Origin of the sequence: Nesterenkonia muleiensis, from assembly GCF_003600155.1 — a bacterium.
Classification (GTDB): domain Bacteria; phylum Actinomycetota; class Actinomycetes; order Actinomycetales; family Micrococcaceae; genus Nesterenkonia; species Nesterenkonia muleiensis.
The window spans coordinates 58,787-81,259 of the sequence record NZ_QWLD01000056.1; the positions used below are offsets into that span (position 1 = coordinate 58,787).

The 22,473-nt window shown below is 62.3% G+C and carries 17 protein-coding genes; 4 read left to right on the forward strand and 13 right to left on the reverse strand.

Annotated elements, in window-relative coordinates; all coding sequences use genetic code 11:
• Positions 1-31 precede the first annotated feature (31 nt).
• The 3 genes from DVO78_RS16475 to DVO78_RS16485 all read right to left on the reverse strand — a co-directional run bounded on the left by DVO78_RS16475 (position 32) and on the right by DVO78_RS16485 (position 3,295).
• A complete protein-coding gene (locus DVO78_RS16475) occupies positions 32-907 on the reverse strand; it encodes an ABC transporter substrate-binding protein (protein ID WP_157984102.1) in 876 nt (291 codons plus the stop codon).
• 155 nt (positions 908-1,062) lie between these two features.
• Positions 1,063-2,589, reverse strand: coding sequence for an aldehyde dehydrogenase family protein (locus DVO78_RS16480; RefSeq protein ID WP_157984103.1), 1,527 nt, complete (start codon positions 2,587-2,589; stop codon positions 1,063-1,065).
• A gap of 100 nt (positions 2,590-2,689) precedes the next feature.
• Entirely contained in the window at positions 2,690-3,295 is a 606-nt protein-coding gene (locus tag DVO78_RS16485) for a TetR/AcrR family transcriptional regulator (RefSeq protein ID WP_120006560.1), read from the reverse strand.
• Positions 3,296-3,389: 94 nt separating this feature from the next.
• Between DVO78_RS16485 and DVO78_RS16490 the strand changes: the two genes are divergently transcribed.
• Complete coding sequence (locus DVO78_RS16490; protein ID WP_120006562.1) at positions 3,390-4,985, forward strand: GMC family oxidoreductase; 1,596 nt, start codon at positions 3,390-3,392, stop codon at positions 4,983-4,985.
• On the opposite strand, the gene DVO78_RS16495 is transcribed toward DVO78_RS16490, so the two are convergent.
• Genes DVO78_RS16495 through DVO78_RS16510 form a run of 4 tightly spaced genes read right to left on the reverse strand, consistent with a single transcriptional unit; the run spans position 4,919 to position 10,865 of the window.
• Entirely contained in the window at positions 4,919-6,304 is a 1,386-nt protein-coding gene (locus DVO78_RS16495) for a carboxylesterase family protein (RefSeq protein ID WP_120006564.1), read from the reverse strand. The genes DVO78_RS16490 and DVO78_RS16495 overlap by 67 nt on opposite strands.
• The gene (locus tag DVO78_RS16500) at positions 6,301-8,295 is read right to left on the reverse strand and encodes a flavin-containing monooxygenase (RefSeq protein WP_120006566.1); all 1,995 of its coding nucleotides are present in this window, start codon (positions 8,293-8,295) and stop codon (positions 6,301-6,303) included. The genes DVO78_RS16495 and DVO78_RS16500 overlap by 4 nt, the downstream gene beginning before the upstream one ends.
• On the reverse strand, positions 8,292-9,983 hold the full coding sequence (locus DVO78_RS16505; RefSeq protein WP_120006568.1) for an FAD-dependent monooxygenase: 1,692 nt from the start codon (positions 9,981-9,983) through the stop codon (positions 8,292-8,294). The genes DVO78_RS16500 and DVO78_RS16505 overlap by 4 nt, the downstream gene beginning before the upstream one ends.
• Positions 9,984-10,022: 39 nt before the next feature.
• Positions 10,023-10,865, reverse strand: coding sequence for a fumarylacetoacetate hydrolase family protein (locus DVO78_RS16510; RefSeq protein ID WP_120006570.1), 843 nt, complete (start codon positions 10,863-10,865; stop codon positions 10,023-10,025).
• 163 nt (positions 10,866-11,028) lie between these two features.
• On the opposite strand from DVO78_RS16510, the gene DVO78_RS16515 reads away from it, so the two are divergent.
• Together DVO78_RS16515 and DVO78_RS16520 are read left to right on the forward strand one after the other, a co-directional pair.
• Positions 11,029-11,715, forward strand: a complete 687-nt coding sequence (locus DVO78_RS16515; protein ID WP_120006572.1) for a GntR family transcriptional regulator — start codon at positions 11,029-11,031, stop codon at positions 11,713-11,715.
• Between the two features lie 91 nt (positions 11,716-11,806).
• The gene (locus tag DVO78_RS16520) at positions 11,807-12,697 is read left to right on the forward strand and encodes a VOC family protein (RefSeq protein ID WP_120006574.1); all 891 of its coding nucleotides are present in this window, start codon (positions 11,807-11,809) and stop codon (positions 12,695-12,697) included.
• A gap of 91 nt (positions 12,698-12,788) precedes the next feature.
• On the opposite strand, the gene DVO78_RS16525 is transcribed toward DVO78_RS16520, so the two are convergent.
• The 5 genes from DVO78_RS16525 to DVO78_RS16545 all read right to left on the reverse strand — a co-directional run bounded on the left by DVO78_RS16525 (position 12,789) and on the right by DVO78_RS16545 (position 17,774).
• Positions 12,789-13,604: an ABC transporter ATP-binding protein gene (locus DVO78_RS16525; protein ID WP_120006577.1), complete on the reverse strand. Its 816-nt coding sequence runs from the start codon at positions 13,602-13,604 to the stop codon at positions 12,789-12,791.
• Between the two features lie 74 nt (positions 13,605-13,678).
• Entirely contained in the window at positions 13,679-14,440 is a 762-nt protein-coding gene (locus DVO78_RS16530) for an ABC transporter permease (protein WP_120006579.1), read from the reverse strand.
• 42 nt (positions 14,441-14,482) lie between these two features.
• The gene (locus tag DVO78_RS16535; protein WP_120006581.1) at positions 14,483-15,310 is read right to left on the reverse strand and encodes an ABC transporter permease; all 828 of its coding nucleotides are present in this window, start codon (positions 15,308-15,310) and stop codon (positions 14,483-14,485) included.
• A 15-nt stretch (positions 15,311-15,325) separates the two neighbouring features.
• The gene (locus tag DVO78_RS16540) at positions 15,326-16,306 is read right to left on the reverse strand and encodes an ABC transporter substrate-binding protein (protein WP_120006583.1); all 981 of its coding nucleotides are present in this window, start codon (positions 16,304-16,306) and stop codon (positions 15,326-15,328) included.
• A gap of 178 nt (positions 16,307-16,484) precedes the next feature.
• Positions 16,485-17,774 carry an NtaA/DmoA family FMN-dependent monooxygenase gene (locus DVO78_RS16545; RefSeq protein WP_157984104.1) on the reverse strand — a complete coding sequence of 430 codons (1,290 nt, stop codon included), beginning with the start codon at positions 17,772-17,774 and terminating at the stop codon, positions 16,485-16,487.
• A 187-nt stretch (positions 17,775-17,961) separates the two neighbouring features.
• Here DVO78_RS16545 and DVO78_RS16550 point away from each other — a divergent pair, with 187 nt between their 5' ends.
• On the forward strand, positions 17,962-19,260 hold the full coding sequence (locus DVO78_RS16550; protein ID WP_120006587.1) for a flavin reductase family protein: 1,299 nt from the start codon (positions 17,962-17,964) through the stop codon (positions 19,258-19,260).
• Here DVO78_RS16550 and DVO78_RS16555 read toward each other — a convergent pair.
• Positions 19,257-22,472: a beta-phosphoglucomutase family hydrolase gene (locus DVO78_RS16555; RefSeq protein ID WP_120006589.1), complete on the reverse strand. Its 3,216-nt coding sequence runs from the start codon at positions 22,470-22,472 to the stop codon at positions 19,257-19,259. The two genes, DVO78_RS16550 and DVO78_RS16555, sit on opposite strands and share 4 nt — an antisense overlap.
• Between the last annotated feature and the right edge of the window lies 1 nt (position 22,473).

The window sequence follows — 22,473 nt, forward strand, 5'->3', positions numbered from 1 at the left end:
CGCACCCGGACCTGCCCGGCACGCCCTCGGGTCACTGGGTCGTGGCTCTCTCCCAGACGATTTCGTCGGCAGTCTTGACATTCTGGGCATCCTCGACAATACCGAATTCGACCAGCGCGTCGGTCACCGACTGGGAGACCTCCAGGTCGATCGCAGTGTTGAACTCACCCTGCGGAGCTTCCGAGTTCGTCTGCGCCTCGCCGGTGACCTCTTCGCGGATGGCACTGACAGCCTCCGCATTGGACTCGTCCTCGTAGAACTCGATGGCCGAGTCCATGGCGTGTGTGAAGCGTTCGGCGATGTCGGCATTTTCTTGCAGCCAGGTCTCGGTGGCAGCCCATAGGGTGATAGGGAGGCCCGCCCGATATTCGCGAGTGGGATTGGCGATGACCTGGAAGTTCTCGTGCTCGGCGACCTGACGGTAGAAGCTGTCCGAGGGGAACGCTGCATCGACCTGGCCGCTCTCCAGGGCCGCCTGCATGCTGGCGAAGGGAATCCGTACCGCCTCAAACTGATCCTCGGAGAGCCCGGCGTCGCGGAAAGCCTGCATCGTCACCACGTGCGGACCGCCGCCGATGTCATTGAACGCGACGGTGCGTCCGGTGAGGTCCTCGACGTCGGTGATGCCGCTGTCGGTACGCACCACTAGGCCGCTTGTGTCCACCGAGTTGCTGACCACACTGTTGCTGGCCACAGCAAGTGCCGGGATCTGTTCTGCGGTGGAGCTGACCAGAACGTCCCAGGAGGTGATGGTCAGGTCTGCCGAACCGCCCATGATCTGGGCAAGGTTGTCCTGTGGGGTCCCGCCGGCAGTGATGGTCACTTCGAGCCCCGCGTCGTCGAAGTAGCCGTGCTGCTCGGCGATGTAGAGCGGTTCATAGTTCACCGGTGCGTGAATGGCGGTCACTGAGTCCTTGTCACCGTGTAGCTCGTTGTCTGTTTGTTCAACCGGCGCGCCGTTTTGTGCGCAGGAGGTTAGCAGTGCTGCTGCGGCCGAGGATGCCGCAAGACTAAATCCGAATCGTCTCATGGTGGGTGCTCCCTTACTCTCAGTGCATCGCCTCAGCTGGCGATGCTGATGGCCACCGATTTCAGCTCGGTGTAGCTCTCTACTCCCTCGCGACCGTTTTCCTTGCCGTATCCGGATTCCCGGAATCCACCGAAAGGCATGGCCGGATCCATGCCGATATGGCTGTTCACCCGGACATTGCCTGCACGGGCACCTCTGGCGATCCGGTGGGCGCGTTCAAGGCTCTTGGTCCACACATAGGCTGAGAGTCCGTAGCGGGTGTCATGCATGGACTTCAGCACTTCAGAGATATTCGCTTCTGCAGAGAATGTCTGCACTGTGAGCACCGGACCGAAGATCTCCTCTTGGACCACGGGTAGTTCGCGGTCGCTCACGCGCAGCACAGTCGGGCGAACGAAGTAGCCCGGTCGGTCCAGTTCCGTGCCGCCGACCAGTACCTCGGCCGTGTCTCCGGCTGCCTCACGCACATACCTCAGCACTCGATCCTGCTGCGACTGGGAGATGACCGGACCCATGCGCACCTGTGGCTCAAAGCCGTCCCCGACCGGAAGGTTCTCCGCTATTTTCACGATCTGATCTATGACTTCCTCGGCGACGTTCTCCTGCACATAGAGCCGTGAGCCGGCCGCGCATACTTGTCCGGAATTGCTGAAGATGCTCAGTGCTGCTCCTTGTGCTGCGGCGCTGAGGTCGGCGTCATCGTAGATCACGGCTGGGGATTTTCCGCCCAACTCCAGCGCCAGTCGAGTGAGATGTTCGGAGGTTACCCGTTGCAGATGCTTGCCCACCACAGTAGATCCAGTGAAAGAGACCTTGTCCACGCCCGGATGGCTCACCAGGGCCTCGCCTGTGGTTTCACCTAGCCCGGTGAGGATATTGATCACACCAGCTGGAAAACCGATTTGCTGGGCCAACTCTCCCAGCCGGACGGCGCTCAGCGGGGTCAGCTCGGCTGGTTTGAGAACTGCAGTGCACCCCGCGGCTAGCGCGGGGCCGAGCTTGGCCGCGGCCATCACCAGCGGGTTGTTCCAGGGAATGATGAGCGCGGTCACACCCAGGGGCTGGCGCTGTGTATAGGTGTGCCACTGCCCAGGGAGGGAAACCTGGCGGGTCTCTCCGTTGAGCTTGGTGGCCCAGCCGGCGTTGAAACGCAGAATCTCGGCAGCTTGGGGCACCTCGAAGCTTCGCGTAACGGTCAGTGGCTTTCCTGTATTTAAAGTCTCCAGCCGGGCCAGTTCCTCGGTATGGTCTTCCACCGCATCGGCGAGTTTCCAGAGCATCCTTGCTCGCTGGGCTGGTGACAGACCCTGCCAGGTCTGGGAATCGAAGGCCTCGCGTGCACTGCGTGCGGCGGCGTCGACGTTATCCCTATCGGCGGAGGCGAACTCTGTGACTACCGTGCCCTGCGAAGGATTGTGTACCGGCAGAGTCGGGCCGGACCCGTGTACCCAGTGACCACCAATGAGATGGCGCACTTCGGGAATCGATACCTGTATGGCAGCTGTACCGGCCTGCAGCTGGTTGGCAGCAGGGTTGCGGTTCGAATCGGACTGGGACACCTGTGTCCTCCTTGAGCAGAAAAATTCCTGAACAGCTGTTATCTACCTTACAGATGTTCAGAAACTATGCAAGCCCCTGTTTGTCGCTTCCTTCCGACTCCTAGTGTTGTTGGAGATTCTGGGAGCCCCGGGTCAGCAGCAGCCAAAACTCCCGGGCAATCTCCTGAGGGGGTTGCTGATCGGCGCGGTCCATCCATCCCATGGCGACTGATAAGGCTGCCCCGGTGACGAAGTCGATGTAGGTCTCAGGCCGGGCGACCCAGTCCTCCCCGCGGCCCGGTACCCGGCGAATCGTTTCCACCACGGCCTCCGCTAGGGAGTCGCGCAGCCGCCGGAAGAACCGTATGCTGCCGTTCTCGGAGAGTGTGGCGCGGTAGAGGGGCGCATGTTCGGCGATCACGGTGAAGACCCGGACCAGATCTGGAGGTGGCTGGTCCTGTGGGTGCGCTCTGGGTGCTTCTATGGAAGCCGCGGCTTGCCGGACCTGGGAGATGGAGGCTTGCATCGCCGCCACGAGCAGATCATCGAGTGTGGAGAATCTCTCATAGAAGGTCACCCGGCTGACGCCGGCCTGGCCCGCCACCGCTGAGACCGTGACTTCGCTGAGCGGCATCTCCTGGACTAGCTCCAATAAGGCGTCGATCAGCGCTTGTCGTGATCGCCTGACTCTGGGGTCTATCTTGCGCTGGCGGTTGTGGTTGCTCATAGGCGCAGAATACAGCCGCCGGGACTAGTCAGTGTGAAGCCGTGCGCTACACTTCTTAACAAGTGTAAAGTAAAGCCAAGTTCGCAGGAGTGTTATGAGCAGCCAATGGGACATCATCATCGTCGGAGCAGGATCTGCGGGAGCCGTGTTGGCCCACCGGCTCAGCGCGGATCCCGACCGTCAGGTGCTCTTGCTGGAATCTGGACCGGATTACCCCGGTGAACAGATCTCACCCTTCTTGCGCAGTCGGACATTGCGCACCGGACTGAGTATGAAGCCTTCCCACGAGATGGAACCCGATTACTACTTCACCGACATCTCCGCTCGGCGCAGGCCCGACAGATCGCCGATGCTCTATGCCCGTGGACGCGGTGCCGGCGGTTCTTCCTCAGTCAACGGTCTGGTTGCCGTGCGGCCGGAGCAGGATGACTGGCTGCGCTGGGAAGAGCTCGGTGCCAGGGGATGGGGACCAGAGCCGATGCAGCGGGCGTTGATCCGCTTGGAGACTGATCTTGACTATCCAGACAGTCTCCATCACGGCTCCGGTGGCCCCATTCCAATCCATCGGGAAGCGCCGGACGGGTGGGGTGACGTTGACCAGGCTCTCAACATCGCCGCGGAACGGATGGGACACCCATGGTACGACGACTACAACGCCCCTGGAAGCACCGGGCGCAGCCGTTACCCAGCTAATCACACGCGTGAGTTGCGGCGGATCTCCACCAATCATGGCTATCTGGATCCCGTCCGTAGTAGGCCCAATCTCACTATCCGCGGAGACAGCCATGTCCACGCGGTAGAGTTCGACGGCCAGCGGGCGCGCCGAGTACGCCTGAGCGACGGCAGCACCGTATCGGTGGCACTGGACGGGGAGATCATCCTGAGTGCTGGTGCCGCGCTGAGCCCTGCGATCCTGCTACGTAGCGGGATCGGGCCCGCTCATGAGCTGGCTCGGCTGCAGATTCCGGTGGTTTCCGACCTTCCGGTGGGTCAGGGGGCCCAAGATCATGCGATCGCGTTCGTTCAGTTCACTCCTCATCCCGAACGTCATCTGCCCCAAGGTATGCGGCCCACTCACCTCTCCGTACGCTACTCCTCCGGGCTGGTCGGCACCGGACCCAACGACATGGTGATTCTGTCCACCAACCACAATTACTGGTTCGGCAATGACACCGCCGGGCTGGCTGTGCAGTTGAACCAGGCTACCTCACGGGGAACACTATGGCTTCCTGACGCCGGCTCGGGCACCCAGCCGGTTATCGAGCAGCGGTTGCTGACGACATCAGAAGATGTTGTCCGAATGATTGATGGTGTGGCAAGGGCCGTGGATCTGATGCGTCAGCCCGAGTTCTCCGCACTGCGCACCGGCGAGATCCAAGCCCCGGCCTCTCGATTGGACCTGCTCGGCCAGGTCAAGGACGTCATGCACCTATGCTCCACTGCGCGGATGGGCAGCGAGGGTGATCCGTCCGCCGTCGTCGACTCTCACTGCCGGATTCTCGGAGCCGAAGGGCTGCGTGTGGTGGATGCCTCGATCTTCCCGGAGATTGTCAGTGCCAATATCAACCTAGCCGTCATCGCCGTCGCCGAGCGCGCCGCTGAACTCATGGTTGGTATCCCTACTCAGACGATGGACAGCCCAGACTCTGGTGGAGTCTTGGCGAAGACTCCACCGGTATCGATCTCATAGCGCAGCGGGGCAGCGGCGTCGAAGGGCTTGACGGGGGGAGAGGCCGCGGAGACGCTAGGCTCACCGGAGACCGCGAAGCCTACGAACATCTGCTCCATCTGCGCAGCCAGCTGCTGAAACTCAGTTGCGGGCAGATGCCGCAGCATGGGGGCGTCGTGCCAGGTCTCCGCAGTGCCGAAGAGGAAGGGGAGCGGATAGCAGTGCGGGCTGAACGCTCCGGGCAACGGTGACTGCGCAGACAGGCCGAGCACATAGACCGGCATCTGCGAGCTGGCTGCTGCGGCGAGTTCCAGCTGAGCGGTGTGGAACTGGTGCAGTGTCATCGCCTCGATCACCTGCTGCTTAGGCGTGGCCCCTGGCCGCTTGTCCAGGATCAGCCGGCCGGCCCGCGCCGCCTCGGTGAATCGGTTCGTCAGGAACCCCGCCACACTCTCGGAGCTGAAGGCCTCCTCCGGCGCTGAGTAGAGGAAGGCCGCTGCCTCTTCGGAGGTGGTCAGCAGCAGCAGACTCTCAGCCCGCAGCCCGGCGGCTGTCTCGGAGAAGCGGTGCAGATTGGGCGGTACACAACCCCCGGAGGCCGGCATCAGCGGCATCCCACGGCCGGCCCAGCGGCGCACCATACGCCCCTGGACCTCCAGCAGCTCCTCTGCTGAGGCGGTGGCTAAGCGTGACTCGCCGCCGAGCTCTGCACAGAACCAGCTGCGCCGCTCGGCATAGGCCTCAGGGCTGAGCGGGTTCTCCCGCGGCAGACTCACCAGCGCCAGGCGTCGGTAAAGCCCTGAGGTCTCGGGAAGGATTGCCGCCGCATAGGCGTACCAGGCGCCGGCAGAGTCCCCTGCCAGGGTAATGTTCTCCGGGTCGCCGCCGAAGGATCCAATATGCTGACGCACCCAGCGCAGCGCGCACAGCACATCCCGCAGCCCACGTTGTGACTCCTGTGGCTGACCGGTAGGCCCCAGGTGTCCCCAGACCCCTACCCGGTAGGTCACTGTGACCAGCACTGCTTCCGATCTCTGGAGCCAGGCCGGTGCGCTGAACCAGCGGGTGTTGCCGCCGCCGGAGAGAAATCCTCCGCCGGGCAGGAAAACGATCACCGGTGCGTCTGCGGCACCATCAGGCGTTTGCACCCGAACTTGGAAGGCGTCCTCAGTTTGGGAAAGCTCTGAGTTGGCGGAGCCGAGCAGCGCGTTGAGCGCCCCAGGACGCTGCGGGAAGGCCGCGGGCTGGTCCGGGACCAGCTGTTCCAGAGGGCCTTCGGCCTCGGCAAAACGGTCGGCGGGATCCGCCAGCCGGGCATACCGGAAGCATCGATCACTCACGTGAGAAACTCATAGTCGTCCTCGATGATGCCCTCGGTGATTCGCCAGTACTCCGTGGTACGGAATGGCCAGACTTGGGAGACCCGGCCAAAACGGTTCTGATACCAGGTGTTCACATACGGCTGGCCCCAGGTCATCTGACGGTTCTCCGCATCCACCCATTCGCAGAACCGATCCAGCGCCTGCTGAGTGAGGTCCAGTGCTTTGGCATCGCGCTTCAGCAGCTGATGGATGGCCTCTACTGCGTATTCGGCGGCGCGCTCGATCATAAAGTGTAGGCCTCCCGCCACCACGCCGCCGGTGTTCGGGCCCAGCAGCATGAACAGATTGGGAAAGTTGGGCACAGTGATCCCGGCGAAGGCCTTGGCATCTCCGCCCCAATAATCGTGGATCTCTAGCCCACCGCGGCCGACCACCTTAATGGGGTCCAGGTAGTCGGAGGGCCGGAAGCCTGTGGCGTAGATGACCACATCGACGTCGAGAGTCTCCCCGCCACCGGTGACCAATCCGTGCGGGACGAAACTGCTCAGGCCCTCGGTGACCACCCGGGTGCGCGGACTGCGAAGCGCCTTGGCCCATACACCGTTATCGCGCAGCAAGCGCTTGGCTGAGGGTGGATAGGTCGGCACGGCCACCTTCAGCAGATCCTCCCGTCCTTCGTACTGCTCCTGATAGCGGGCGATGATCTCCTGGCGGAACTCCTCATTGGCTGCGGAGACACTGTGTGGGGCGCCCTCCCAACCCTCTTCGGCTCGAGCAATGTGGATGCGGCCGTCGATTCCTCCGGTGGTGACCCACAGCCGAAACCAGTGCCCGTAGTGCGGCACTTTGCGGTGCAGCCAGTCGGCGGCTGGACTCATCGGCTCGTGATAGGTCGGTGCCGGCAGCATCCACGGAGCGCTGCGCTGGAAGACGTAGAGCTTGTCCACTTTCTCCGCGATCGCCGGAACGATCTGGTAGGCGCTGGCCCCGGTGCCGATAACCGCCACCTTCTTGCCCTCCAGGGGAACGGAGTGATCCCACTCCTGGGAGTGCATCTGGGCGCCCTGAAAGCTCTCCTGCCCCTCCCAGCTGGGGATATGGGGATTGTCCAACTGACCCACACCCATGATCACCGCATTGAACCGGCGGGTCTGTTCTCCCTCGGCGGTGGCGGTGGTGGCAGTCCAGGTACCAGTCTCCTCGTCGAAGACGGCGCGCACCAGCCGGGTGTTCAGCTCAATGGACTCATCGGTGAAGCCGGCGTGCTCAGCCACGGTCTCCAGATAGTCCAGGACCTCCTCACCCTTGGCGAACTGATGCGGCCAGTCGGTGCGCTGGGCGAAGGAGAAGCTGTAGCCGTAGGTCGGGGTGTCTAACCGCACCCCTGGATAATGGTTCTTCCACCAGGTGCCACCGAGGCGGTGTGACGCCTCGATCCAGGTAAACGGCAGCCCGGCCTCCTTCAGCCGCCAGGCTGCGGCCAGCCCGGAGATTCCGGCTCCGACCACCAGTGTCTCGAAGGGTTTCTCCCCGGCGTAGTCCTCATAACTCCAGCGTGGAGAGCCGTTCTTGTCCGGTGCCAAATCCAGTTCATGTTTGAGCTGCCCCGCCCAGGAAGGGTCGCGCGTGCGCCCGTCAGTGAACCAGTCGAGAATCTCATCCACCAGATCTTGGGGGAGGACATCGACACGGTCGATCCGCTCATCACGAAGGCGTTTCAGCGCCTGCAGGGCCACCTCTGCGGCCTTCTCCTGCTGAGTGTCATCCATTCCGCCGTGGGGTTTGAGGTAGGCGCCCATCGGCGGCAGCGGGGGCCGGAGTTCGTCGCTGAGAATCGATGAGTCCTGCAGCGCCGCAGCCAGCGAGGCCAGCAGGACCGGCAGCTCAGAAGAGGTGATGATCTCGTGCAGCTCAGTGTCGGTCTCGGTGATCGGTTCGTACTGGTCGATCCAATAGAGGTCCCCATTCACTGACTCGGTGGTGGGATGGGTTTGCTGGGTCACACTCATGGGTGCCCTCCTGGCGTGGTCGGTTCCGCCGAACCGCTGCGGCGGTTGTCTGTGCGTCGGGCGTGCGGGTCGATGAACTCGGTGAGCTGTTCTGCGACGGTGAGTTCGTGCTGGGAGTCGAAAACGGCGGCCACATACCTGTCGGGCCGTATGAGGATGTGCAGGCCGCCGTCGGCTCCGGCGGGTACTAGCAGCGGCTCTTGCTCGGTGAGGACCAACTGAGAGCCGGGGCATGCGGCAGCGGTGCTGCCGGCTGGGAGCAGCTGAAGGCGCACCGCACCCAGGGCATCCCAGTACTCCTCGGCGGTGCCGTTGGCCGGATGGTCGGTGCTCGCTGGAGAGCCCAATGTGACCAGCGCCCACCGAGGACCCACGAAACTGTCCAATCCGCCGGTGCGTCCGGCGGCATCGCTGACCTGCGGCTGACCCACCGGTTGGCCGACTACGGCTGCCTTGAGGTCATAAGAGGGGAGTCCCGGCTTCCCCACCCCAGGAGTCAGGGCCAGCCCGGTGGAAACATCAGGGGGAGCGATGAAACGCATATTGGCCAGGTAGTCGTGGACTGGAGGCAGCAAGCTGATACCGCGGATAGCCGCGTCTCGTAGTCGGGTGGTGACTCTGCCGGTGGACATGACAACTCTGCCGATTCGCTGGGAGACCGCAATCATCTTCTCTGCATGGCCCCGGCGCTCGGCCTGGTAGCTGTCCAGCAGTTGCTCCGAGGCGGCCCCGCGCAGCGCCTCCAAAAGCTTCCAGCTCAAATTGGTGGCATCGCGGATCCCTGCGTTGAGGCCCTGACCGGCGAATGGCGGCATGAGGTGGGCAGCATCGCCGATCAGAAAGATGCGGCCGCGTCGGTAGGACTCGGCTATCCGCTGGTGAGCCACATAGACCGAGGCGCGCCGAACGTCCTGCGGGTCCAGGCGCTGGCGGAAGGGCCGCACGAGCTCGGCGATGGCCCCTGGGGTGGTCATGGCATCGGGATCCTCACCGTCGAAGAGCATGAATTCGATGCGCAGCCGGCCCTTGACCCCGGGAACCAGCACATAGGGACGAATCCCGTCGCAGTGGAACTCTGCGAAAGGGCCGCGACCGTGCTTTTCGCCCAGCAGATCGATCACGATCCAGCGCTGCGGCTGGGTGGTGCCCACCAGCTCGATCCCTGCTGCTCGGCGGATGAAGCTGCGGCCGCCGTCTGCGCCGATCAGCCACTGGGCCGCAATGCGGACGTCGCCATCTGCTCCGCTCACCTGGGCGCTCACCCCGTGGTCGTCCTGTTCCACAGCGGTCACCTCAGTGCTGGTGAGGAACCGCAGAGTGGAATGCTCCACTGCCCGGCGGAAGAGCAGGTTCTCTAGGATGGGTTGGTCGAACTGGCTTTTGGCAGGATGTCCGCTGCGGGAGGGAACCGGCTTGGCTTCGGCCAGCAGCCGTTCGTTGCGCCCAAAGTACCTGCTGCCGGTGTCCAGCAGTGATTCGGCCTTCAGCGCATCGGCCACCCCTAAAGTGTCGAAGGTGCGCAGCGACTCGTCCTGCAGGCTGATCGCCCGAGGCTCGTCACCGGGTTCGTTGCGCCGCTCCACCAGTACGACGTCGGCCCCGGCGTCTGCCATCAGCAGAGCGGCTGTCATGCCCACGGGGCCAGCGCCGACCACCAGCACCTCACAGTTGAGCTGTGACTCAATCATCGCCAACTCTCCTCTCAGGACTGTTTTGAGTCCCGCCGCTCAGTCACTTATGCGATTGGTGAGTGTGCCGAGTCCGGTGATCTCTACCTCCACCAGATCGCCCGGGGCGAGAAAGGTGGGGGGATCCATGAACAGGCCCACACCGCCGGGAGTGCCGGTGACGATCACATCGCCGGGTTCTAGCGGGGTGAAGGTGGAGACGTACTCAATGAGAGCGGGGATGTCGAACAGCAGGTCAGAGATGTCGGCGTGTTGGCGAACTTCGCCGTTGACCCGGGTCTCCAGGGTCAACGAGGTGACATCCTCAATATCCTCGGCCGGTGTGTAATAGGGGCCGAAAGGACCGGAGGACGGGAAGTTCTTGCCGGGGATCCACTGGCCGGTGTGGCGCTGCCAGTCGCGGGCCGAAAGGTCGTTGAAGGGTGCGTATCCAGCCACATGGTCGAAAGCGCTCTGCGCGGAGACCTTCCAGGCCCGGGTGCCGATCACCAGGGCGAGTTCGCCCTCATAGTCGTACTTTTCCGACTCTGCGGGGAGCGGTGCCTCGGCGCCGTGCGGCCACAGGGTGTCGGAGAAGCGGGAGAAGACAGTTGGGTAGGCGACATCGGGCCGGCCGGTCTCTTCCTTATGGGCCCGGTAGTTCACACCGATGCAGATGATCTTTCCCGGGTTCTCCAGCACCGTCAGGAACTCGGTGCCGTCCACTGGCTGGCTGGGAGCTTGCGAGACAGGGCCGATCCCGCTGAGCAGACCACCGACGATGGCGTCTTTCAGCGAGGCTGCGATGTTCAGGCCCGAAGGTCCGAGGTCGTAGAGCGTACCGCGGTCCTCTGCTCCCCATGTGGACTGACCAGCGCTGTTCCTGTAACTCGCGTAACGCATTGAAGCTCCTCCCCGATGTGAGACAAGGTGACTGGTGTCACTTCTGAAAGTTCAACATATCTCAGGATTCTGCACAGGTCAACAAGAAATGCATTATTTATGATTTTTCACTTCAGCGCCAGTGTGAGCAACTATCGATTGTTCCGTCTGTATACTCTGAGCCATGGCGAGACGCGGAAAGTCGCAGACTCTCAGCACAGATGTGCGGGATAAGTTGCGGCAGGACATATTGGACGGATGTTGGTCGCCCGGCGAGAAGCTGCAATTGGTGGGGCTTTCCGACCGATATGGCACCAGCAGCACCGTGATCCGTGAAGCCTTGACGAGGCTCTCGGGAGAGCGGCTGGTAGAGCTGAAGCCTAACCGCGGGTTCTTCGTCCCGGGACTCTCGTTGGAACAGCTTAAGGATTTCAACGAACTGCGCTGCCTTTCCGAGGAGTTTGGAATCAGGCTGGCGATTGAGCGCGGCGACCTCCAGTGGGAGTCAGAAGTGATCGCTGCCCATCACACGTTAGAGCGCACTCCGCAGTATGCGGAGGAGGGTAGTCATAACCTTAATGCGGCCTGGCGCACGGCCCATAAGAACTTCCACGAAAAACTGCTCTCAGCCTGCCAGCTTCCAGTGCTTATGGGTTTGACGTCGAATCTGGCTGACGAGACGTCCCTCTACCGGCGTTGGGCGGCACCAGGGGTGAAGACTCGGGAGCGGGATATTGCTGCAGAGCATCGGGAGATTCTCGAGGCGGTGCTCAATCGCGATGCCGAGGCAGCGGGACCGCTCCTGCGAAAGCACTACACCACGTCGATGGAGATGATCCTCACAGTCGGACTGATTGCACCTGATGAGTGAAGCATCGTTCGGCAAAATAGTGCATTATTGGTAACATTTGTACTATCGGGCCCGAGCCCGTGTTTCTCTATCACCGGCGATAGGAGTTTCCATGGCATTCGGCGTCATCAGCGAGATCGGCTATATCTGCATCCATTCCAGCAATATTGAACAGTCGCTGGGTCACGCCCGCGATATCCTCGGTCTTGTCGAGACGGATCGCACAGGCAATGCGGTCTTCCTCTCCTCCCGGGCCAAGCGCCACCACGAGCTGGTCTACATCGACGCGCAGCGCGACGCTGTGGGCCAAGTCGGGCTCATCGCAGCCGGCCCCACCGGGCTCAGGGAGGCTCGTCGACGGGTCCAGGACGCCGGTTATCCGATCCTCACCGATCTCCCCTTGCACCCAGGGGTTGAAGATGGTTTCTCCTTTGCTGGTCCGGAGGGATTCATCTTCGAAATCTACATAGGTCCGCAGAAGTCTGATGTAGTTCCCGCGGGACACGCTCCGGACCGATTCGGCCACGTGAACCTGCATCCGAAGAACGTTGAGGCGATGCGGCACTTTTTCGTCGACGTCCTGGACTTTCGAGTCAGCGACATCATTGGTGACGATTTCGCCTATTTCCTGCGGTGCAATACCGAGCACCACGGTATTGCCCTGATTCGCGGCGCCGGGTGGCTGCACCATCATGCGTGGCAAGTGCAATCAATCGCTGAGCTTGGCAAAGTGGCCGACCGTCTCTGCGATCACGGAATGCGGCTGCTGATGGGACCGGTTCGGCATGGGGCCGGGCATAACATGGCTGCATACTATGTGGAGCCCAGTGGTGCGGTAGTCGAGCTCTACACCGACCTTGAGCACATTTACGACGACGAGCGCCCGCCAGTGATCTGGCCCGCTGAGGACCAGAAGTGGGCGACGCGTTGGGCTCTGTACGACTTCACTGAATTCCGCTCCCATGGGCTGTTCCCGGCCGGAGAAGCTGTCTCTGCCGAGTAGGCAGTCCTCAGACCACTCTTCTATGGGCAATTCGCCCCGGGCACCTTCAGAACGGGCCCGGGGCGAAACTCTCAGCTGATTGACAGAGGCGTTAGGCCTTACGCAGGCGGGTGAGGATGCGTCCGCGGGCGTCCTGGAACCGTGGATCCGCCTTGGTGTCCACCTGGTCTCGGACCGTCCCGAAACCTGTTTCGATGACGTCTACTACTGTCGCCGGCTTCTCGGCGATCACGATGACCCGGTCTGCCAGGTAGATCGCCTCGTCAACGTCGTGGGTGACAAGAACAATAGTCACCCCCAAGGCCTCGCGGAGGTTGACCACGAGATCCTCCAGGTCGAAGCGGGTTTGGGCATCCACTGAGGCGAAGGGTTCGTCCATCAGCAGTACTTTGGCGTGGTAGGCCAGCGCGCGCGCAATAGCCACTCGCTGCTGCATACCACCGGACATCTCCCACGGGTATTTGTCTCCTTGGCCTGACAGGCCCACTTCCTCCAAGGACTCCTCTGCGCGACGGTTGCGCTCCCTCCTGCCCACACCTTGGCCCTGAAGAGGAAATGCGACGTTTTCGCGGGTGGTCATCCAGGGCATGAGCGACCGTGAGTAGTCTTGGAAGACTGCAGCAATGTCTGGATGCGGACCAGTGATTGTCTGGCCGGCGACGCTGACAGTGCCCCTTTTGGGAGGAAGCAGTCCGGACAGTCCACGAAGCAGTGTCGTCTTCCCGACGCCAGAGGGCCCCACGATGGAGACGAATTCACTGTGACCCACCTTAAGGTTGAGGTCCTCCAAGATGCGCTTCTCGTGTTCGCCGTCGCCATAACCCATCGACACATGGGAGACGTCCAATAGCACCTCCCCGCCAAGGACGTCCAGGGAACCGGTGTGAATTGACTGGGGAGCCGTCATGGGGATCCCTCCTCCTTGTGTAGTGCTGCGGTTGTCTGATGTCTGGCTTTGACGAAAGTGATTGTCGAGGCTCATCACAGGGCACCGGAGCGGAAGTACCACGAGAGTACCCTTCGTTCGAACAGGCTGAACATGATCACGATGATGTATCCGATCACTCCCACCATGAGTGCTCCGCCCCAGGTTTCGGGTATTTGGAACGTGGCTGAAGAGTTGAGAATGTAGAAACCCAAGCCTTGGTTGGAAGCGAACAGCTCACTGACCACCATCACGACGATGCCGATGGGGAGGGCTACTCGCAGTCCTGCGACGACCTGGGGCATTGCTCCTGGCAGAACCACGCGGCGGAAATAGAGCAGCTTCGGCACCCCGAACACTCTGGAGACGCTGCGAATCGTCGGCTCTACGCCGCGTACACCGTCAATGGTATTCAGCAGGATCGGCCACACGCAGGCGAAGGCCACCGTGTAGATCTTCGGTGCGGCACCGATTCCCATGGCTCCGATGATCAGAGGGACCAACGCAGACTGTGGCACAGAGCGGAAGAAGTGAATATAGGGATCGAGGATCAGGCGCAATCTGCGCGTTTCTCCGATCAGTAGGCCCAGTAGAATCCCTACGGCAGCGGCAATGAGCAAGCCGACCGCCAGGTTGGTGAGGCTCACACGTGCCGCGTCGATGAGCAGCCCGCTGCTGATATCTCGCCAGAGCACTTCTACGATGCGGCTCAGGGACGGCACATAGATGTTGGTGCTGTTGGCAGAGGCGAACCACCAGATGGTCACCAATAGAACGGGCAGCCAAAGAGTCCACCCGGCTCGGATCAAGGTCTTCATCAACGTGTCCCTTCATCTGTGCTCATCGCTGGAATGTCTCCGTCAGCCACTGGCTTGCCTGTTCCACGCCAGCAGGGAACTCTCGGCGCGGGCTAGCAATGCTGTGACTGTCCAGCCGAAGAGGCCTGCGAAGAAGAGATAGGCGAAAGCCAGGTCCCAGCGTTGGGCCTCTTGGGCCAGAGTGATCATGCGACCGATGCCGGGCACCTGCGTGAGCACCTCGATGCCCACTGCCGCCAAGATGGAGATTGAAGCTGCGATCCTCACCCCAGTGGTGACGAACGGCAGGGCCGAGGGCAGAAGGACACGTCTGAACCAGAGCAGGCGAGGTATGCGATAGATGCGGACTGTGTCGGCGATCCCGGGATCAAGACGACGGGCTCCCAATATGGATTGGACGAGGACTGGCCACAGGGCGGACAGGACCACCATAGTGATTTGCATGGATGTGGTGGCGCCCAGAAGGAGCAGGATCACCGGCATCAGGGCAATGGTGGGAAAGGCGCGACCGAACTCGACAGTCACCGATGTGGATCGGTCCAACCAGCGGAGAGGGCCGATCAACAGCCCCAGGAAGACCCCCAGGACACAGGAAATGATCCATCCGGCTGTTGCCGCGGACAGTGTCTGGCCGAGAGCAGTCCAGAAGCTGGTGGAGGTCACTGCAGTCCACAGCCCGAGAGTGACCTCGGGCACTGTGGGGGTGATCGATGGCAGCAGGCCAGTCAGTACGGCAGCCTGCCAGAGAGCCAGAATGATGCCAAGGGCTCCCAGCCGCTGAGCCAGAAGAGACCAATCCCGCTGCAGCAAAGCACTGCGCCGGGGGGCTTTCGTCTCTGCTGACGGTGCCCGGGTGTGGGTCGTGGTCATAAGCGTTCGCCGGGCCTAGTGCCGCGGCGCCCCTTCCCACAGAATATCGTCAACGCTCTTAGGGTCATCCACGATGCCGAACTCGTCAAGCGCCTCAGTGGTTCTCTGGGCGACTTCTGTGTCGACAGAAATGTTGAAGGGAATGAATTCCCAGTCGACCTCATCAATCTCCTGTTCGCTGACTTCGGAGCGAATCTCAAGGATTGCCTCACGATTATCCGCATCTTCGTAGAATTCGATGGCCCGCGTCATCGCCTCGTTGAACTGCTCGGCAGTGTCCGGGTTCTCCTCCAGCCATTCTTCGGTCCCGGCCCACAGTGTGATCGGCAGGCCGCCACGGAACTCACGGGAGGGGTGGGAGATCGATCGATAGTCGTCGTTGGCAGAGATCTGGTGGAAGTAGCTGTCCGAGGGAAACACTGCCTCGACTTGGTCGTTCTCTAGGGCCGCTTCCATAGAGGCGAACGGAAGCGACACTTGAGTGACGGAGTCAGCATCGACGCCGTCGGCTTCCAGCGCTTGCAGGACAGGCACATTGCCGCCGGAGCCTACCGAGTTGAACGCGATGGTGCGTCCCTCCAGGTCGCCCATGGACTCGATGTCGCTGTCCTCGCGCACGAACACGCCTGAGGTGTCGAACTCTTCACTGATGACGGCGTTGGAGGAGATCACTTTGATCGGTACCCCCTCCTGTGTAGCGCTGACTGCTGCGTCCCAGGAGATGATGCTCAGGTCTACCGAGCCTCCGGCGAGCTGCCCCAGGTTGTCTTGCGCAGTTCCTCCTGGACGGATGTCCACCTCGAGCCCGACCTCTTCAAAGTAGCCTTCTCGCTCTGCGACATAAACCGCCTCATAGTTGATGGGGGCGTGCAGTACCGTGAGTTCCTGGACTTCCCCGTCACCATTGTCGGTGGAGTCGTTGCCGCATGCGGCGAGAGCGAGCAGCGCCCCGGAGGCCGCTGTTGCGCGGAGTCCGGTGTGGATGCTGTGTCTCATGAGGTCTCTCTTTCGTGTGAGTGATTGGTTGTGCCCAGAGCCGATGCCGTGACCCCGGTCACACTTAATTATGCATAAATGAACGATAACGCGTAATTGTAGGATTAAACAAGACCTGGATCTGGTGTCTTATCGGGTATCACTGACGGTCGGGTGTAGCCTTTTGCGGAAGCATGGCTTAAGCCGAAGGTCGTGGCAGGCCAAAGTGGTCACGCAGGGTGGCACCTTCATACTCCGCGCGCGCGTAACCACGGTTCTGCAGCTCCGGGACCAGTTTCTCGCACATCTGCTGCATGCCGCCTGGATTGTAGGGGGAGTTCAGATTGAACCCGTCGCAAGCGTAGGACTCGAACCAGTCGACCATGACATCAGCGATGGATTGGGGGGTTCCGATGATCCACTGGTGGCCGGCCGAGCGGGCCAGGTCCACAATGAGATCGCGCAGGGTCATCTTCTGCTCCACCGACTTGCGGCGGAAGACGTGGTACCGACTGCCCATGTTGGGGTCCAGGCTGAACCATTCCTCGGGAATCTGCTCGTCTTCGCTCAGCTCGGACAGGTCCATCTTCAGGCCTGCCTCCACCTGTTTGCGGCCGAATTCGATATTCACGTAGGAAGCCAGCTCCGCGGCGAGCTCTTCGGCCTCGGACGCCGTCTCGCCGATGATGGGCAGGATGCCCGGCAGAACGTGGGTGTGATCCGGATTGCGGCCCTTCGCGGACAGCATCTTCTTGAAGTCAGCATAGAACTCCACGGCGCGCTCTTTGACCGGTTGTGCGGTGTAGATGGCGTCGGCCACTGAACTGCCCAGCTCCAGCCCGGGGCCGGAGGAGCCGGCTTGGACAATGATGGGGTGACCCTGAGGGGCCCGGGGTCCGGGCGCGGGGCCCTCGACCTGGAAATGTTCACCGCTGTGATTGATCCGGCGGACTTTGCCCAGATCTGCGTAGTGGCCCCCGGTGCGGTCAGCGATGACGGCGTCGTCTGCCCAGGAGTCCCAGAGGCGGGTGACCACCTCAGCGAACTCGGTGGCCCGGCGGTAGCGGTCCTCCGGTGCCGGAATGCCCTCCTTGCTGTAGTTGGCAAAGCCGTCGAAGGAGGTCACCAGGTTCCAGCCGGCACGCCCATTGGACATATGGTCTACCCCGGCGATCTGCCGGGCTACGGTGTAAGGGCTCTCGAAAGAGGTAGACATCGTGCCGATCAGGCCAATGTGAGTAGTCCGGGCTGCCAAGGCTGACAGAGTGGAGATCGGTTCGTAGTACCCGTTGGTCTTGATATCGCCGCGCAGTGTCGGGTTCGCATGGGCCACATCGCCGAAGAAGACGGCGTCGATCTTGGCTCGCTCGGCCATCTGGGTCAGCTCTGTGACGTAGTCCAGCCCTGGGACTTCCTCGATCCGGCTGCCCGCTCTGCGCCAGGCGTCCTTGTGGTGGCCGGCGGGGATGACGAAGGTGGTGAGTGCCATGCGCTGTGATCGTGTGCGGGGCATGTGCTGAGCCTTTCTGCCTGGAGGGGGTCCTCTGACATTGTGAGCCAGAACACTTCATTCATGCCAGTAGAAACTTCTGTCCTTATCTTTCAAGGGAGCTGATGATAGACAGGTCACTGTAAAAAATATATTCTTACTGTGATAGTGCACACATTGGCCTTCTGTGGACCGTCTGCAGAGCGACATCGGCCAGCCAGGTGAGGAGACGATGATGACCATCAGCACTGAACCCGCACACACCATTGACCCCCGAACATTCCGTGACGTGATGGGGCACTACCCCACTGGTGTGGTTCTTGTGACAGGGATGCTCGATCAGCAGCCGATCGGGATGGTCGTGGGGACTTTCAGCTCGGTTTCCCTCGAACCGCCGCTGGTGTCCTTTATGCCCATGACGACCTCAGAGACCTACGCGAAGCTGCGCCAGGCGGAGAACCTCTGCATCAATGTGCTCGCCCACGACCAGTCAAGCGTCTGCCGCACTCTGGCTTCCAAGGACCCGGAGAAGTTCCACAAGGTCGACTGGGAGCTCTCGGACTACGGCGCACCGCAGATCAAGGGCGCCGTGGCTCATATTCACTGCCGTCTCGATCAAGAGGTTGAGGCCGGTGACCACTACATCTCACTGTGTGCGGTTGATGACCTACAAGTAGTGCGATCGGTGACCCCGCTGCTGTTCTTCCAGGGCGGGTACGGCGGATTCTCTACCACTGGGATGGCCGCATACCTGGACGAGGAGCTCATCTCTGCAGTCCGTGTGGCCGAGGCTGCTCGGCCTCAGCTGGACCGGTTGGCCGATACCCACCGCTGCTCAGCCGCGGCCCTGATCCAGATCGACGAGACCGCTCAGACAATCGGTGCCAGCTCTTACGGTGGCTCGACCGAAATGGACGAACGCATCGGGGTGCGTATCCCGCTGATTCCGCCGCTGGGCGAGGCAGCGGTGGCCTGGAGCCCGCAGCAGTCGCAGCGCTGGCTCGATCAGATCTTCCCCCAGGATGAAGAGGTCATTTTCGGATATCGCCAGACCCTGGAGAAGGTGCGTGATCAGGGTTATGCGGTGGCTCGCATCGGTGACAGTGACCAGGAGGGGTACGTCCAGCTCAGTGAGGCGCTGAGGGAGTATGGTCTGGGCGAACTCACTCCTGTGCGTGAACGCGAGGTTCGTCGTGTCTTCGCCGAAAGCCACCGTTACTTCGGCGGGAGCATAGGGACTGAGGAGACGGGACTGAACATCGCCTCCGTCGTCGTCCCGGTCTTCGACCCCGCTGAGCAGAGTCTTCGGAACTCGGGGCTGGTGCTGCGCCTGGGCAATCTGCCGCAGGGTGTGGACGCGGAAACCGTGGCGCACTGGGTGAATGACCTGCAGCAGGCAGCCGACGAGGTCCGTGACACGCTTGGCTCAGTCGCCCAGCGGGACTTCACCCGTTACCGTGCGACGGAACTGCGCGGCGGTGCTTAAGCCGGAGTTCTCTGTTTCTCGTTGGCGCGGGCGGAGTGCTCCAGTTTGGCTGTCCACACTTCGCCGGGCTCCATGAGCTTGTGCTTGCCCTCGACATTGACATCGATCGGCTCGGCTGAGCCCTCGGAGAGGTTGAGGGTCACGTGGTTGTGGTTGATCCGGACGATGATCGGCTGGTTGCGGTAGCGCATCCGGAAGGTGACCTCGGGGATCTCATCGGGCAGCAGTGGGTGCAGCCAGAGCGCATCTGAGCGGGTCTCAATGCCCCCGTAGCAGCGGATGACCATATCCACAGTGCCCGCCATAGCGCCCAGGTGGATGCCTTCACGAGTGGTGCCGCCCTGGGTGTCAGAGAGATCCGCCTCCAAGGCCTCCTTGAACAGGTTCCAGGACCCGGCGCGGTCGAAGCGAGCAGCCACCCAGCCGTGCACCACCCGTGACAGTGTGGAGCCGTGGGAAGACCGGGCCAGGTAGTACTCCACGGTCCGGCCGAAATCCTCCATGGTCAGTTCGTAGCCCATATGCTTCAGGGTGCCGACCAGCTCCTCGGAGCTGAACAGATAGCACAGCATCAGCACATCGGCCTGCTTGGAGAGCTTGTACCGGTTGGTGGCATCGCCCTCGGCCTGGAGGATCAGATCCAGCCGGCCGATATTGCCGTACTTGGCCTTATAGGCCTCCCAGTCGAACTCCAGCAGATCCTCATAGCCCTCGAACTGGCTGATGATGCCATCCTCATGGAACGGCACCCGCAGCCGCCTGGAGATATGCTCCCAGCGGTCCAGCTCATCGCCGAAGATGTCCAGCCACTCGCTGAGCGGATCGTCGCGGGAGTCCAGTTCGCGGACCAACTGCGCCGAATGCCGCAGCATCCAGGAGGCCAGCACGTTCGTATAGGCGTTGTTCTTCAGCCCGGAGCCCGGGGAGTCCGGATAGCCGTCGTGGTACTCGTCCGGGCCCATCACTCCGTCAATGTCATACCGGTCCGCCGCGGCGTCGTACTCTGCCATGGACACGAAGAAGCGGCTGATCTCCACCAGGATCTCGCCGCCGTAGTCGGAGAGGAAGGTGTAGTCCTGGGTGGCCTCGAAGTACTGCAGCACCGAATAGGCGATCGACAGCGAGACATGCCGCTGCCGGTGCGAGTTGTCGTCCATCCACATCTGAGACCGCGGGTTCCACAGCTCGGCCGGAGTCTCCTCGCGCCCGTCAGAGCCGGCCTGCCAGGGGAACATCGCGCCCTCATACCCTTCAGCGCGGGCCATGGCGCGGGCCTCGGAAAGCCGGCGGAACCGGTACATCAGGATCCCGCGGGTCAGCTCCGGGCGCCGCAGCGTCAGCATCGGGTACATGAACATCTCATCCCAGAACAGATGCCCCCGGTAGCCCTCACCGGAGAGCCCGCGGGCCGGCAGGGAGGCGTCCAGGTCCCGCCGGGCGCCGAAGGCCGTCTGCAGCACATGGAAGGTGTGCAGGTTCAGCGCCAGCTGCTGCCGGGAGTGCCCAGCGCCGATGGACACCGCGAACCGGTGCCACAGGGTGCCCCACATCTCCTCGTGGTAGGTCAGCAGGCGTCGGAAGTTCGAGGCGCGCTGGACCCGCTTCACCGCATTGTGCCAGACCGTGGACAGCGCATGGTCATGGGAGTTGGAGACCGCGGCGATCTTCTCGATCCGCATCGGCTTCCCCTCCTCCAGATGCAGGGAGATATCGTGCCCGGCCACCAGATCCGACTCCATCACCGGCCGGCGCATCGGGTTCTCCGCGATCTGCACCGAAGTCCGGGTGGCCACCGCGATCTGCACCTTCGACTGGTTGGTCTGGGTCTCCAGAAGCACCGTCTCCCCGTCGATCTCCCGTGAGTCCACCGGCTCCAGGTGATTGCCGGCCAGCTCACGGTCAGCCGCGACGTTGCGGTTGGCGACCCTGCCCTCGATCATGGAACGCACATTGACGTTTCCGGACCAATTCTCCGCCTCGACCTTGACCTCCATCGCGGCCAGGTTCACCCCCGCCAAGGATTGGAACTGCCTGGTGGTGACCTTGGTGCGGCGGCCGTGAAGATCCTGGAACCGCGCCACCCGGGTCACCATGCCGCGCCGCATATCCAGTTCCTGCCGGTAATCCAGCAGCTCCGGAGACCCCGGCAGCAGCGGGGTGCCGGCCTCAGGGGTGATCTGCACGAAGGTCCAGTCAGGGATGTTGACCATATGCTCGGTCTCGACCGTCTTGCCCATCAGGTCGGTATGCAGACGGTTGAACACCCCGGCCATATAGCTGCCCGGATAGTGCGTGGCGTCAGCACTGGCCCCCGGATAGGAGCCCCGGGTGCCCCAGTAGCCGTTGGCCATATGGCACAGCACCTCCCGGGTCGGCTCCTCCGCGGGGTCGAAGAAGTCATAGGAGAGCACCCAGTTGGGGTCGTAGGGACGCGTGGTGCGGGTCTCCAGTTTGGCCACTGCGAGGTCCTCGACCACGATGTCCGCCCCGCCCTCCTTGAGCCGGCGCGGGTCATCGCCTCGGTTGAGCCCGACCACCATACCGAAGTTCCCGGCACGCCCGGCCTGGACCCCGGAGACCGCATCCTCCACCACGATCGCATCCTCAGGCTCCACCCTCAGCTGGGTCGAGGCGTGGAGAAACATATCCGGGTTCGGCTTACCGGGCAGACCAAGCAGCTGGGCATCGGTGCCGTCGACGATGATGTCGAAGATCTCCATCAGCCCGCCCAAACGCAGCACCTCCCGGCCGTTGCGTGAGGAGGTCACCAGGGCAGTGGGAATGCCATCGGCCCGCAGCTGCTCCACCAGCTTCACCGTGGTGTCGAAGACATCGACCCCGTCACGGTTGAGCACAGCCTCGAAGAATGTCTGCTTGCGGGAGGCCAAACCATGGACGGTCAGCGCCTGGGGCCCATCGTCCGGAGAGCCCTCCGGCACCTCCAGGTCCCTGGCGCTCAGCATTGAACGCACACCCTCCTCGCGAGGGCGGCCGTCCACATAGTTCAGATAGTCCTCTTCGGTGAACTCCGGCTGAGGAGCCCCGGCAATCTCGGCCAGGGCGGCGTCGAACAGCTCCTTCCACGCCTTGGAGTGCACCCCGGCGGTATCGGTGACCACGCCATCCATGTCGAAGAGCACCGCGCGGAAATGCCGCAGGGCATGGCGCTTAGCCTCAGCACTGTGGCGGAAAGGATTCTCGAACGGGTGCATT